The sequence below is a fragment of the Mycolicibacter arupensis genome, from assembly GCF_002086515.1.
GTDB classification, from domain to species: domain Bacteria; phylum Actinomycetota; class Actinomycetes; order Mycobacteriales; family Mycobacteriaceae; genus Mycobacterium; species Mycobacterium arupense.
On record NZ_MVHH01000025.1, the window covers coordinates 45,984 to 60,513 of the forward strand.

10 protein-coding genes are annotated in these 14,530 nt (G+C 65.8%); 5 read left to right on the plus strand and 5 right to left on the minus strand.

Annotated features, from left to right (window positions below):
• The first annotated feature begins 136 nt into the window (after window positions 1-136).
• Entirely contained in the window at window positions 137-799 is a 663-nt protein-coding gene (locus BST15_RS12915; protein WP_131701208.1) for a hypothetical protein, read from the plus strand.
• Between the two features lie 16 nt (window positions 800-815).
• Here the strand turns inward: BST15_RS12915 and wzm are convergent, their stop codons facing one another.
• The 5 genes from wzm to BST15_RS12940 are packed head-to-tail and all read right to left on the minus strand — an operon-like array spanning window position 816 to window position 5,847.
• Window positions 816-1,646 (minus strand): galactan export ABC transporter permease subunit Wzm/RfbD, encoded by an 831-nt coding sequence (gene wzm / locus BST15_RS12920; RefSeq protein ID WP_046190534.1) that lies wholly within the window; start codon window positions 1,644-1,646, stop codon window positions 816-818.
• Window positions 1,643-2,554 (minus strand): galactofuranosyltransferase GlfT1, encoded by a 912-nt coding sequence (glfT1, locus tag BST15_RS12925; protein ID WP_046190533.1) that lies wholly within the window; start codon window positions 2,552-2,554, stop codon window positions 1,643-1,645. The genes wzm and glfT1 overlap by 4 nt, the downstream gene beginning before the upstream one ends.
• Complete coding sequence (wzt, locus tag BST15_RS12930; RefSeq protein WP_046190532.1) at window positions 2,551-3,360, minus strand: galactan export ABC transporter ATP-binding subunit Wzt/RfbE; 810 nt, start codon at window positions 3,358-3,360, stop codon at window positions 2,551-2,553. The genes glfT1 and wzt overlap by 4 nt, the downstream gene beginning before the upstream one ends.
• Window positions 3,361-3,379: 19 nt before the next feature.
• Window positions 3,380-3,934, minus strand: coding sequence for a bacterial proteasome activator family protein (locus BST15_RS12935; protein ID WP_234708320.1), 555 nt, complete (start codon window positions 3,932-3,934; stop codon window positions 3,380-3,382).
• The gene (locus BST15_RS12940) at window positions 3,931-5,847 is read right to left on the minus strand and encodes a DUF6541 family protein (RefSeq protein WP_046190530.1); all 1,917 of its coding nucleotides are present in this window, start codon (window positions 5,845-5,847) and stop codon (window positions 3,931-3,933) included. The genes BST15_RS12935 and BST15_RS12940 overlap by 4 nt, the downstream gene beginning before the upstream one ends.
• A 127-nt stretch (window positions 5,848-5,974) precedes the next feature.
• On the opposite strand from BST15_RS12940, the gene BST15_RS12945 reads away from it, so the two are divergent.
• From BST15_RS12945 to BST15_RS12960, 4 genes are all read left to right on the plus strand, one after another.
• On the plus strand, window positions 5,975-7,171 hold the full coding sequence (locus BST15_RS12945; protein WP_046190529.1) for a cysteine desulfurase-like protein: 1,197 nt from the start codon (window positions 5,975-5,977) through the stop codon (window positions 7,169-7,171).
• A gap of 196 nt (window positions 7,172-7,367) precedes the next feature.
• Window positions 7,368-9,293 (plus strand): fatty acyl-AMP ligase, encoded by a 1,926-nt coding sequence (locus BST15_RS12950; protein WP_306341110.1) that lies wholly within the window; start codon window positions 7,368-7,370, stop codon window positions 9,291-9,293.
• Window positions 9,294-9,558: 265 nt separating this feature from the next.
• Complete coding sequence (locus tag BST15_RS12955) at window positions 9,559-11,862, plus strand: autotransporter outer membrane beta-barrel domain-containing protein (protein WP_083070984.1); 2,304 nt, start codon at window positions 9,559-9,561, stop codon at window positions 11,860-11,862.
• A gap of 40 nt (window positions 11,863-11,902) precedes the next feature.
• The gene (locus BST15_RS12960; RefSeq protein WP_046190527.1) at window positions 11,903-14,308 is read left to right on the plus strand and encodes a hypothetical protein; all 2,406 of its coding nucleotides are present in this window, start codon (window positions 11,903-11,905) and stop codon (window positions 14,306-14,308) included.
• The last annotated feature ends 222 nt before the right edge of the window (window positions 14,309-14,530 follow it).

Below are 14,530 nucleotides of genomic sequence, written 5' to 3' on the forward strand. Positions count from 1 at the left end.
CTCGACACCGCAATGCCCGGTTAGTCGTTTGACTGAAAAGCCCTGCGTAGGATCGCACTGGCCGCCCGCAACAAATTCGCATCAGGCCGGCATCCGCGCTCGAATATCGGCTTGCACTGCAATACAATTTGTCGCTATGTGGACAGTGTCGAGCGGCCATCCCCGCGTCTTTCTCAGTGTTGCGACGGCAGGTATGGTCGCGCTGGCGGCCAGCGGGGCCGCGGTCACGCCCGACGCGATTCCTGCCGTTGCTGCCCCGTCCGCGACGGTCCTCGCCCCGGTCGACCTCACGGCGTTGTCCGCCGACTCCAGCTTGATGGACATCATCGGTTCGCTGACCGGGCTGAATTTCATCATCCCGTTTCTGAACAGTCCCGATTCTCCGCTGTTCCCGTTCGTCACCGCGTTCGAGACCCTAGGCCAGGCTCTCTTCGTCATTCCGGTGACTGTCGCAGTCGGCGCCCCGTTACTGCTGCTCACCGAAGGGGTCGAGGGCGTCCAGGGCCTCTTCGCCGAGTTGGGCGGAATATTCGGAGTGGTGCAGGACGCGTTCGACAACATCATGGATTGGTACGCGACGCATAACTGGTTGACGGGGGCGTTGCTTGACCCCGGTTCCAGTGCGGCGGTCGACCTCGCGGGCTGGGCCGACATGTTCCTTGGCGCTGGTGCGCAGGACCTCGTCCCGCCGGCCGATCTCGACGCGGTGTTTCCCGCCGACACTGTCGATGCCGGGGCCGTTGCGGACGGCTTCGAGGCCGTGCTGGCCGATTTCGGCCTCGCCGACCTGATCGGCTGAGGCCGCACCCGGACGCCTATACCCAGTACGCGACCCGCGCCCGGTACTGACGCAGCACCAGGGCGGCCACCACCCAGCCGATCACGGTCAGCACCAGCACCACGGCCCAGTGCCGCAGCTCCTGGTGTGCTCCCAGCAGTGGCGCCCGCACGATGTCCAGATAGTGCATCAGCGGGTTGAATTCGACCACGGTCGTCCAGCGCGATGCGCCCTGTGCGCGCAGCGTGTCGTAGTTCCAGATGATCGGCGTCATCAGGAACAGCAGCTGCACCACCGAGAACAGCAGCGGGGCGATATCGCGGTAGCGGGTGGACAGAATGCCGAAGCACAGCGACACCCAGACGCAGTTCAGCGCGATCAGGGCCAATGCCGGAATCACCGAAAGATCCGCCCAAGACCAGTGTTTGGGGAAGATCAGCGCTATCGGCAGATAGATCACGATGTTGTGCGCAAACAAGATCATCTGGCGCCACACCAGCCGGTAGACGTGCACACTCAGCGGCGTCGGCAGCTGCTTGATCAATCCCTCGTTGGCGACGAACACGTCCGCGCCCTCCAGGATCGCGGCGTTGAGCAGGTTCCACACGATCAGCCCCAGCGTCACATAGGGCAGGTGCACCGCGAGGTCGAGGTGGAACAGCTTCGAGTACAGCCCACCCATCGCCACGGCCGTGGTGGCGGTGCCGATGGTGATCCAGAACGGGCCCAGCACGCTGCGCCGGTAGCGCTGCTTGATGTCTTGCCAGCCCAGGTGCAGCCACAGCTCGTGGCGCCGGAACCCGTCCACCAGATCCGCCGCCGCCCGCGCAAAGGTTTTGGACTGCGTGGCAACGTCGTCGAAACTCATTGCTGCCCCTCTGGTTTGGCGAACTGTTCCCGACGGCCCTGCCGGCGTAGCCGGGCCCACGCGATCAAGCCGGCCGGATCGCGGCGCGACACCAGGAAGAACCACCCGAATCGCAGCCATTCCTGGACCAGTAGCCGGCGCATGCCGGGCTGGGCCATCAGGTAGCCGCGGTTGCGATAGGTGTAAAAGCGTTTGACGGCGCTGTCCGGGTATTGAGCGTGCATCCGGCCGCCCAGGATCGGCTTGAACTCCTCGGAACCGCACGGGTGCAGGTATGCGGCGTTCAGGCACGTCCCGAACGCCAGACCGGACCGGGCCAGTCGGCGGTGCACCTCCACCTCGTCGCCGCGCATGAACAACCGCAGGTCGGGAACACCGACCGCCTCCAGTGCGTCAGCGGTGAACAAGGCCCCATTGAACAGGGATGCGATCCCCGGCAGAAGATCCTCCCCGGTTGCGCCAGTGCGTAATTCGCTGACCTCGCGACGCCACACCAGGCCGCGCCGTAGCGGAAATGCCAGTCGTGACGGGTCATCGATATTGCACACCATCGGCGATACCTCGGCCAGCTGGTGCTTGGTGGCGCAATCCAGCAGCGCCGACAGCACCCGGGCGTCCGCCGGGCGCCCGTCGTCGTCGGCGAGCCAGACCCAGTCCGCGCCCGCCGCCAGGGCATGCAGGATGCCCAGCGCGAAACCGCCTCCGCCGCCCAGGTTTCGCCGTGATCCCAGATACGTCGACGGTATCGGTTGCGCGGCAACCAATTCGGCTACCGCGGAATCGTTGTCGTTATCCACCGCGATCACGTGGTCGGGAGTTCGGGTCTGGCTGGTCAGCGCCGCGAGCGACTCGGCCAGCAGCTGCGGCCGTCGGTGGGTCACGACGACGGCGTAGACGGTTTCGGTCACGCCTGTTCCCCGGCCTGGGTCTCGGCCAGCACCTCACGCACGTGCCGGGCGGCGTCGGGACCCTCGTAGGCGCCGACCACCTCCTCGATGCCGCCGGTCATCCGGATGGTGCCGTGGTCGATCCACATCGCCGTCTTGCACAGTCGCGCGAGGAATTCGTTGGAGTGGCTGGCGAAGACCAGGATCCCGGACCGCTCCACCAGCTTCTGCAGGCGGCTCTGCGCCTTCTTCAAGAACTCGGCGTCCACGGCGCCGATACCCTCATCGAGCAGCAGGATCTCCGGGTCGATGCTGGTGACCACACCCATGGCCAACCGCACCCGCATACCGGTGGAGTAGGTGCGCAGCGGCATCGCCAGGTAGTCGCCCAGTTCGGTGAACTCGGCGATCTCGTCGACCTTGGCGGCCATTTGCTTGCGGGTCTGTCCAAGGAACAGTCCGCGGATGATGATGTTCTCAAAACCCGAGATCTCCGGGTCCATGCCCACGCCCAGGTCGAACACCGGCGCAACTCGGCCGACCACCGACGCCGAACCCCGAGTCGGCTCGTAAATCCCCGAAAGTAGCCGCAGCAGTGTCGATTTGCCGGCGCCGTTGTGCCCGACCAGGCCAACGCGGTCGCCGAGCGACAGCGACATGGTGATGTCGCGCAGTGCCTCGATCACCACCACGTTGGAGTTGTTGCGGCCGATCGCGCCGCCGGCCTTGCCGAGGAAGGCCTTCTTCAGCGAGCGTGACTTGGCGTCGAAGATCGGGAACTCGACCCAGGCGTCGCGGGTCTGGATACGGGGTTCGTTGGCAGACACGGTGATTCCGCTTGCGAGCCTACAGGTACTGGCCGGAGCCGGTGTGGCCGTGCCCGCCACCGACACCGCCGGGCGGCAGTGCGCCGTGGCGCATCTGCTCCAGCTGCGCCCGGGCAGCCATCTGCTGGGCGAACAGCGCGGTCTGAATGCCGTGGAACAGTCCTTCCAGCCAGCCGACCAACTGTGCTTGGGCGATGCGCAGTTCGGCGTCCGACGGTGTGGCGTCCTCGCGCAGCGGCAGGGTCAACCGCTCCAGTTCCTCACGCAGCTCCGGGGCCAGGCCGTCCTCGAGTTCGCGAATGCTGGCGGAGTGGATCTCACGCAGCCGGGCGCGGCTGGCCTCATCGAGCGGTGCCGCCCGCACCTCCTCAAGCAGCTGCTTGATCATGGTGCCGATCCGCATCACCTTCGCGGGTTGCTCGATCAGGTCGGTCACCGATCGCTCGTCATCGGAGTCGGCATCGGCTTCGGCGGCACCGTTGAGGCCGGCGGCCAGCACTCGCGGGTCTGCGCCGCTGATGATCTCGACGCCGTCGATGTTGTCCCGGCCGTCTGCGCTCCCGTCGGTGCTCAACGCGCTGCGTCTCCTTGCCATTCGTAGATGCGGGCCTCGCCGTTGTCGTAGACCTTGGCCCACGACCGCGATTTCTCCAGTGAGACTAGCCCGTCGGGCAGCGTGAACCCGCGCACCGTCGGGGTGCTGATCAGCACGTAGCGGATGTTGAGGTCGTGCACGGCCGCCGCTACCCGGGGATCGGTGTCGGCGTCGTCGGCGTAGGCCCAGAAGATGAACCGCTCCGGGCCAGGGCCCTGCTGTTGGGGATAGTCGTAGTGCGTCCAGAGCGGATGCAGGTCGGCGACCGCGTACATCCAGGCGCTGCCATCGACGTTGGCGTTGCCGATCACCGTGTCGTGGGCCCCGGGAAGCCCGGCCAGGTAGGCATACGCCTGCAGGTCGCGCTGGTCGACCATCACCGAGTCGTACTTGTCGCCGAGCAGGAACGCATGCCGAGGCAGATAGTGCCAGGCCAGCCCGACAGTCGCCGTCACCAGCAGGATCCCGGTCAAAACCGGGCGTGCCCGCGCAGCCAGCGGCGTGGCCACCAGCCCCACCCCGGCGATCGGGACCAGCAGCACGGTCATCGCCGCCATGATCCGGCGCGGATCGTTGTAGAACAGCTCGGTGAGGGTGCTCACCGCATTGCCCAGCGGGCCGCCGGTGGGAGCCGAGGACTGCACCACCGCCACCGCCAGTACGGCCCACAGCAGCAGCGGCCACCACACCTTGCGCCTGATCAGCACGACCGCGCCGGTGGCGGCCAGCGCGACCAGCGCGTACTGGACCGGAAAGTCATTGAGATGGCGGGTGTGCATCAGCAGCGCGTCATGCAGACCCTCCTTGCGTCCCTCGTGGGTCACAAACGCGTGGCCGGCGATGATCTCGGCCTGCTTGCGCACGCTCAGCAGTTGCGGCATCAGCAGCAGGGCCGTCGGGAGGAGGACCCCGGCGAGGGCGAGGGTGTCCCGCCGTTTCCCGCGCAGCGGCTTCCACAACGCCCCGTCGACGGGGCTCAGCCACCAGGCCGCCACCAGCAGCGCCGTCACCACACCGCCGGTCGGGTGCACCGAGAACACCCCGATGAGCGCCAGTACCGCCACTGGGATCCGATCGCGCAGCGTGCGGACCGCGGTGATCAGCGCGAACGCCGGCGCCACCAGCCCGTAGGCCACCAGGTTGGGCATGGCCGCGGTGCCGAATTCCACGTAGGGCAGGGCGGTGAACGATGCCGACAGGGCGGCGGCCGCGCCCGCGGCCGCCGCGGTGGTGGCGGTGCCGGTCACCCGCTGCAGCAGATTCCAAGTGATCAGCGCGGCGCTGAGCGGGAACAGCCATACCGCGGCGGCCAATCCGGAAAGGGTGTACGCGGTGGTGGGTGCGGCGCCGGTCAGCTGGCACAGCACCGCGGTGAGCGCGTGAAAGGCTGACGGGTAATAGAGCGCCGCGTGGGTTTCGACATTGCGCAGCTCACCCATGTGGGTGGGGGAGGCCTGGCCGGTGTCGAGGATGAAGCGCACGGTGTTGGCATGCCACACCGCGTCCCAGGTGCTGGGAATGCTCTGCCAGTTCGGTATCCCACGCACTGCCGCCCAGCCGATCAGCAATACCCCCAGCAGGGCACCGGCAGCCACCGCCAGGAGGGGCCATCCGGCGGGCGCAGGCGCTGCGACATGGACGCGCGTGCGGCGCTCCAGCAAAGTCCGTAGACCCCTGGCTAGGCTGCCGGTCAGCGCCCCGATCACCACCAGTGCGGCCAGTGCAGTGATTGCGTTCCAAGGGATTCCGAGTGCGCCGAAGGGGACGATCGCCAGGCCTACTACCCCGTAGGTCAGCGCCGGTCCCACCGCCACGGCTAAGGGTCGAGGCAGCCCGGCGCCGACGGCCACCAGCGCACCCGGCAGCACCAGCAGCAAAAGCGCTGCGACCATTCCGAAGCCAAGAACCACTGCACTAGTATGTCTGCCAAGGTGGCATAGCTCGGTAATGCGGCGAGCTATCTCGTTATCCGAGACGTTCACCGATCGCCGATCTTGAGAAGCTCCGAAGGTGACTGGCATGGCCTATGACGTCGCTCGAGTGCGTGGGTTGCACCCGACGCTCGGTGACGGATGGGTGCACTTGGATTCCCCGTCGGGCATGTTGATTCCCGATTCGGTGGCAACGACGGTGTCGACGGCGTTCCGGGGATCGCTGGCCAAGGCCGACGGCCCGCACCCGGCTGCCCGGCGCAGTGCCGCGGTGCTGGTTGCGGCGCGCCAGGCGGTGGCCGATCTGGTCGGCGCCGATCCGTCCGCGGTCGTGCTCGGTCCTGATCGCGCGGTGCTGTTGAGTGCCCTGGCCGATGCCGCGTCATCGCGGGTGAGCCTGGGTTACGAGACGGTGGTCACCCGCCTGGACGACGAGGCCAACATCGCGCCCTGGGTGCGGGCCGCCAATCGCTACGGCGCCAAGCTCAAATGGGCCGAGGTCGACATCGAGACCGGCGAGCTGCCCAGCTGGCAGTGGGAGAACCTGATCACGCCGTCCACCCGGCTGGTGGCGCTCACGTCGGCATCGGGTGTGCTGGGCACCGTCACCGACCTGCGGTCGGTCACCAAGCTGATCCACGATGTGGGTGGTGTGGCGGTGGTCGATCACTCCGCTGCGGCGCCGTATCAGCTGCTCGACATCAACGAGGTCGAGGCGGACGTGGTGGCCGTCAACGCGGCCTCGTGGGGTGGGCCTCCGGTGGGTGCGCTGGTCTTTCGTGATCCTGCGCTGATCGACACCTTCAGTTCGGTGTCGCTGAGTCCCCACGCGGCGGGCCCGGCCCGCTTGGAGGTGGGTCTGCACCAGTTCGGTCTGCTGGCCGGATTGGTGGCCAGCGTCGAGTACCTGGCTTCCCTGGACGAGTCGGCCCGGGGTACACGGCCCGAGCGCCTCGCGATCTCCATGCGTTCGGCCGCGACGTATTTGAACCGGCTGTTCGAATACCTGCTGAGTTCGCTGCGCTCACTGCCCCTGGTGATGCTGATCGGTCAGCCCGAAGCGCGTATCCCGGTGGTCAGCTTCGCGGTACAGAAGGTGCCGGCAGAGCGGGTGGTCCAGCGTCTGGCCGACAACGGCGTCCTGGCAATCGCCAACGCCAGCTCTCGAGTGCTGGACGCGATCGGGGTCAATGACATTGGGGGAGCGGTCACCCTCGGGCTGAGCCACTACTCAACGATGGCCGAGGTGGACCAGCTGGTTCGGGCGCTGGCGTCGCTGGGTTAGGAACCCCTCTGTTCTAGAGCCCGCTCGGCTGATGGCGGGATCCGCGGTGCCCGGCTCCGCCGCGCTTGCGATCCCGCTCGGCTGATGGCGGGTTCCCCGGCGCCCGGCTCCGCCGCGCTTGCGATCCCGCTCGGCTGATGGCGGGATCCGCGGCGCCCGGCTCCGCCGCGCTTGCGATCCCGCTACGCTGTGGGCCGTGACCGACGTCTCACCGAAGGCAGATCAGACGATGGCAGAACTGACGAGTTCCTTGGCCCCTTTGGCCCTGGACACCTTGGTTGACCTGATGCAGCAGCAGGCTGCGCGTTTTGCGGACACACCCGCTTTCATCTTCTGCCCCGAAGGAGACGTGGAGGAGGCCCGGGTCACCTACCGCGACCTGGACCGGCGTGCACGCGCTATCGCGGCACGCTTGCAGCATTACGGCGCCGCCGGCGAGCGGGTGCTGGTGCTGTGCCGCCCCGGCGTGGACAGCATCGCCGGGCTCTTCGGCTGTTTCTATGCCGGCGCCGTTGCGGTTCCTGTCGACGAGCACTGGCCGATCCGGCGCATCGAGACCGTGGTTCCCGAAGCGGATGCGCGCTTCGCGCTGGCAACCGCCAAGACGCAGGCCAAGATGAAGTCTGCGGTGGATGGCCTCAGCGCCGGTCCGAAGTTGACGTGGCTGGCCATGGACGATGACTCCGACGACGGAGCGGCCTGGGAGCCGCAGAGCGTCAGTGCCGACAGCCTCGCCATGATCCAGTACACCTCGGGCTCCACTGGGGTGCCGAAGGGTTGCGTGCTGACTCACCGCAACTACCTGGCCAACCTGGAGATCATGCGGTGGGCCCTGAATCCGGCCGACGACGCACCAGTCATGAACAGCCCCATCAGTGGGGTGTCCTGGCTGCCGCAGTATCACGACATGGGCTTCGTCGGGGGCATCGTCGGCACCATCTACGGCGGCCGTAGCACCGTGCTGATGTCTCCGAGTGCCTTCCTGATGCGCCCGATCCGGTGGCTGCAGGCGATATCGCGCTACCAGGCGACCATCACCGCCGCACCGAACTTCGCCTACGAGGCCTGCGTCAAGCGCAGCACCGCCGCGGAGCGTGCTGCCTTGGATCTGTCGAGTCTCTCGATCGCCGTGGTCGGGGCCGGACCCATCAGCTCGGAGACGCTGCAGTCCTTCACCGACGCATTCGCACCCGCCGGCTTCCGGCAGGAGGCTTTCATACCGGCTTACGGGCTTGCCGAGGCGACCCTGGGCGTGACGGGCATGTCCGAGTCGGCGTTGCCGGTGGTCCGGTACTTCGACCGGCCCGCGCTCACCGAGGATCGAGTCGTCGAGGTGACCGCCGACGCGGCCAGCCCGGAGACCGCGCTTCCGCTGGTGGGTTGCGGCAAAAGGCCGGACGGCGTGGACGTGCGCATCGTCGATGCCGAGACGCGGGAACTTCGCTCCCCTGAGGAAGTGGGGGAGATCTGGGTGTCCGGGCCGAGTGTCGGCGTGGGCTACTGGCGGCGTCCCGAAGAGACCGAACACGCCTTTAATGCGCACCTGGCTGACACCGGCGAGGGGCCTTACCTGCGCAGCGGCGACCTCGGGTTCTTCCAAGACGGCGAGCTGTTCGTCACGGGCCGGTGCAAGGACCTGATGACGATCAATGGATTCAGCCACTACCCGAATGACATCGAGCTGACCGTGCAGGCCTGTCACCCGGCGCTTATGCCCAGCCGTGGTGCGGTGTTCCAGCTGCCGACCGAGCGTTACGCCCCGGAATACGTGGTGGTGGTCCAGGAGGTGCACCACCACACGGCCGCCGGCGTCGACCTCAATGACCTGATCCACTCGATTCGGGCGGCGGTCCGCACCCACCACGGGATCGATGTGCAAGCCGTCGCGCTGCTCAAGCCGATGCGGATCCCGACCACCACCAGCGGCAAGATCCAGCGCAGCGCGTGTCGCGAGCAATACGTCGCCGGTGAACTGGCAGCGATGGCCCAGTGGGCCGAGCCGCTGCCGGAAAAGCGCCCGTCGGAGGTCAAAGGTGCCTTGCTCGGCGGCCTGGCCCAGCTTGCCGCCACGGGCCTGGCAAACCGGCTGCGCGGAACACAGGGCCAGCAGAGCCAGAGCTGAGCTTCCTGAGACCTCCTAACAGGAACGTCTCCACTTTCCGTCCGATCTGACCCCGCGTCACACTCGCAGGGCTAGCGGGACCCATATCACAAGTTCGCGGACGCGACATGGCATTACGGCGCAAATTTCAGCTGAGATCTATCGCTTCACGTGAGGGCTGACCCCGGTTTTGATGAAGCTATTGCTTACAAAGCTACGGTTCGACAAACGGGAAAACTCATGTAAGTTTAAGCAACGTCCGTAGTCAGTGTCCTAGGAGAGCATGATGCAGCTGGCGCTTCGCCCATACGTCACCCCCGGCGTCGCCATCGCAGGTGCCGCCTTGATTGCGGTTACTGGGGCCGTTCCCGCGGCGGTACTGCGGCCCCACGCCGAGCCTCAACGGGCTCTTCAGCTGATCCAGGACCAGGGTGTCAAGCTCTCGGCTGACTTCTTCGGCCCGTGGGTAGACCTCTTCAACAACACGGCCACCAACGTGGTCGCAATGGGGACCGACAACGGCTGGGGAAACCTTCTCGAGCAGATCTTCTCGGACCCGAGCTCGCTGTCGCGGCTGCCGGAAGTCTTTGAGTTCCTGACCTCGATCATGCCTTCCATCAGCGGATCCGACCCGCTGATGGTCCTGCTCTCGCCGATCCTGACCATCGGCATGGGGGTCATCGGCCCGCTGGTCACGGTCAATGACGCGATGCAGGACATCCTCAACCAGATCTTCAACCCCAGCGACCCGCTGGACCCGTTCGCCGCCCTATTCACCGCGGTCCCGCAGCTGCTGGACGCGTGGCTGAACGGCACCAGCACCATCGATGTGGCCGGGCTGAGCATCCCGGCCTTCAATGGGATCCTGGTACCCGACCAGAACCTGATCATCGATGAGACCGCCAGTGAGTGGGCCAACAACCTCGGTATCGGCGACCAGACCATCGCCAGCCTGCTGGACCAGACCGGGATCGGAACCCTTGAGGTTGCGGGCATGCTCACCGGCCTGCTGGACAGCGTCGGACTGGGTGACGACACCCCCGTCGACGTCGTCAACGCCCTCGGCCTGGGCGACCTTGAGGTCGCCAGTGTGCTGAGCACGGTCTTCAACGCGGTGGGCATCGGCAACCCCACCATCGCCGAGCTCATGGACATGCTGGGGATCGGCAACGTTGCGGTCGCCGACATCGCCATCGACATCACCAACGCGCTGGGCTTTGAAAACACCACGGTCATCGACATCGCCGACGACATCGGCCTGGCCGACCTCAAATTGGCCGACCTGGGCATGGACATGCTCGAAGCGCTGGGCATCGGAGACCCGACGGTCAACGAGCTCCTCACCGACATCGGCGCCGGCAGCCTGACGCTCAACGGCCTGCTCCAGACCGCGGTGGACGCGGTGGGACTGGGCGGTCAAACCCCCGCGGACATCCTTGACGCCACGGGCCTCGGCGCACAGACCACCCACGAGTTCATCACTGAACTGCTCGGCGGACTGGGCTTGGGCAACCAAACGATCATGGACCTGCTCAGTTCTGCCGGCTTGGCCGACGCTGACGTGGGGCAATTGGCCGTCGCCATCCTCGGTCCCTACGGCGACACCACTGTGAGCGAGGTGATGGGGTATGCGGGCTTCGGCGCTGTCACCACCCGGGATGTCACCGACCTGTTGGGTATCACCAACCTGTCGCTGGGCACCATCTTCGGCAACCTGTCTTATATCACCGGCAACCTCACCATCAACGACATGCTCACTGCGACCGGCATGACCCCGCTGGATAAGGGTGGTGACGCCCTCCTGGCGGATTCCCTGGCAGGTACGACCATCGCCAGCATGCTGGGCACCCAATTGGACGAGCCCCTGTCTGCGATGCTCGGTCCGATGGGCGACATGAGCCTCGCCGACATGATCGAGCAGAACTTCTCGATGACGCTGGGGCAAATGCTCATCGATTCGGGCATGGCCGATCAGACTCTGACCGACCTGGTGCTGGCCGGGATGCCCGACGCACCGCTCTCGTCACTGCTGGGCGTCATGGGTGACACCCCGCTGTCGGCGCTGATCGACCAGCTGGTGCCCGCCGACCAGACCATCGTGGACCTGCTCGCCGCCTCTGGCCTGGGCGACCAGACCATGAGCGAGTTGCTCACTCAGACCTTCGGCGACCAGACCGTCGCCAACGCCTTGGACGACGGTGGCCTGGGCGGCATGCAGATTGACGACATCATCCGGCAGGCGCTGGGACCGCAGACCGTCAACGAGATGCTCAACGACTTCGGCCTCGGCGGCCAGTCGCTGAGCGACCTCTTCGACCAGTTCTTCGGTGTCTCGACCATCGCCGACCAGATGATCGCCCTGGGCCTGGGCGATCAGACCCTCAACGAGCTGATCGACTCACTGTTCGGCGCCTCGACGGTCAGCTCGCTGCTCGGCGACTTCGGCCTTCAGACCGTCGACGAGCTGCTCACCTCGCTGGGTATCGCCGACATGACCGTGATCAACGCCCAGATCGGCGAGTTCTGGGGCTCCATGTCCTACTGGCTTGACGGCCTCGGGGACCAGATCACGGCGGTGCTCAGTGGCTAAGCGACAGGGAAACTTCGGAACTTCCGTCCGGGAGGGCGTCATGCAGCAAACACTTCGTCCCTACGTCACCACCGGCATGGCCGTTGCCGGGGTGGGCCTGGTCGCGGTTCCCGCCGTGGCCTCGAACCTGCCTCAGCTTCAGCATCAGCTGGCGCTGGTCGAGCAGCGCGGCGTTGCGCTGACGTCGGACTTCTTCTCGCCCTACACCGACCTGTTCGAGAACACCATCGCCAGCCTGCAGGCGTTGAATCAGAACTCGGTCGACATGTGGGGCCTGCTGCAGCACATCTTCACAAACCCGCAAGAGGCGATCAGCGGCATCCCGGATGTCATCAACATCTTCACCAACTCGATGCCCACCATCGGCGTCCAAGCCCTGCCCTTCCCCGCCAACATCGACGTGGAAATGCCGCTGTGGGTGAACTCGCTGCTGGCCGGAATCGGTCCGTGGGTCACTATGGGCACCGCGTTCGGCGAGGTGCTGAACGAAATCTTCAGCAACCTCCTCACCGACCCGGTCCAGGCGTTCTCCGCGCTGTTCGGTATGCCGGCAACCCTGCTGGACGCCTTCCTCAACGGCAGCAGCGGTGTCGACCTCGGGGGCGCCTACTTCCCGCTGTTCAACGGCGTTTTGACCCCCGGGCAGCCGATCGACGCGAACTTCAACATCGGTGACGTTGTCGACATGTCGGGCATGGGTGACACCACCATCACCCAGCTGCTGTCGCAGGCCGGGATCGGCGATGTTCCGCTGGAGACGCTGATCATCGACATGCTCGACCAGCTGGGCTTCGGTCACATGACGCCGGTTGATCTGCTTAACGAGTTCGGTATCGGCACTCAGTCGCTGTCCGAACTGCTGATCGGCGTCTTCAACGAGGCCGGAATCGGCAACCCCACCATGGCTGAGCTGTTGGAGAGTCTGGGTGGAATCGAGCCCGGCGACTCGGTCGCCAGCCTGCTGATCGCACTGCTCAACCAGACCGATATCGGCAACCCCACTCTGACCGAGCTCGTCTTGAGCTTTGTCGGCGGCGACGACGCCACTGTGGGTGGCCTGATCAAGGACCTGCTCGGCGCGACGGGCGGCGAGTCCCTGTCCAGCCTGATCGACCCGAGCTGGACCGTTGGCGGTCTGTTGACGGATGCGTTCGGCGACCCGCCACTGACCGACTTCTTCGACCAGATGGGCCTCGGCGGCATCACCATCGGCGAACTCTCCGGGATGCTCGGCGAATACGGTGACCAGACGCTGGTCGACTTGATCAACGACGGGTTCCTCGGACCCGACATCACCGGCAGCACGCCGTTGATGGAAATGGCGCTGTCCCTGTTCCCGCCCGGCGCCACCTTGGGCGACTTCATGGGGCCCTTCGGCAGCCAGACCGTCGGGGACTTGATCGACATGATGCCGATCGGCGAGAACACGATGGGTTACCCGCCCGACACTCCGGTGAGCGACGTTGTGCTCGTGGACTTGATGTACACCCTTCCCAGCCCGGCGCCCGGTTACGCCAACCTGGCTGTGACACCGCTGGGCGTGCTCGCCCCAGACCAGGCATCTCTCCTCGAGAAGGCCGGCAACCCGACCCTCGCCGCGGTGATGGGCAACAACACCGTGGGCCAGGTCGTCGAGGGCATGAACATGTCCGACATCACCGTGTTGCAAGGGCTGGACGCGATGGGCCTCGGTAACTACACCCTCGAGGAACTGTTCGACGGTCTGGGCGACCTGACCGGCAACGTAACCCTGGAGCAGTTCTTCACCGCCTGGGGCTTCGACCCGACCCTGACCGAACTCATGCAGGGCGCAGTCGCCGGACTGGGGTTGACCGACACCACGCTGAACGACCTGTTCACGTCCTGGGGGATGGGCAGCCAAAGCCTGTCCGGCCTGATCGACAGCCTGGGTTTGAACGACCTCTACATCCAGCAGATGTTCAACAACCTCGGCTTCAACAACATCTCCATCGATATGTTCATCGACCGCCTTGGGCTGAGCAGCATCTCGATCGCCGGCATCCTCAACGGCCTGGGCATGGGCGACCAGACCCTCTACGGCTTCATCGAGAGCCTCTTGGGTGGTGTCTCGATCGAGAGCATCCTCAACGGCCTGGGTCTGGACGAGGTGTACCTGGACCAGTTCATCACCGACGTAATGACCAGCGTGCTGGGAGACCCCACACTGGGCACCTTCCTGGGTTGGATTGGTCTGGACACCTTTGACCTGGACACCATCGTTTCCAACCTCGGACTCGACGCCACGATCAACTCGCTGCTCACCGACCTGGGGCTGGGCAGCCTGGACATCAACGGACTGGTCGACGGCTTGGGTCTGTCCGACCTGGGCCTGCTGAGCGTCACCGGCAGCTTCTTCGGGGTGGCGTCGGAGTGGCTCAATGACATCCCGCAGCAGATCGCCGCGGCCTTGGGCTATTACGGCTGAACCTGCTGACCGGCAGGCCGCCAGATCCAAACTTCATGACAGACAGAGACAGCACAACTGTGGGCCACACAGATAGGACATCCCAAATGGCGGTAGGACGTAACACTTCGGGCAACGGTCAGCAGGGTCGGCGTGGCCGGCGACTGTTGGGGGCCAGCAGTGCGGTGGGTGCGTTTTTGGCGTTTGGGTTGGGGCCGTTGGCGTCGGCTCCTGCGGCGCAGG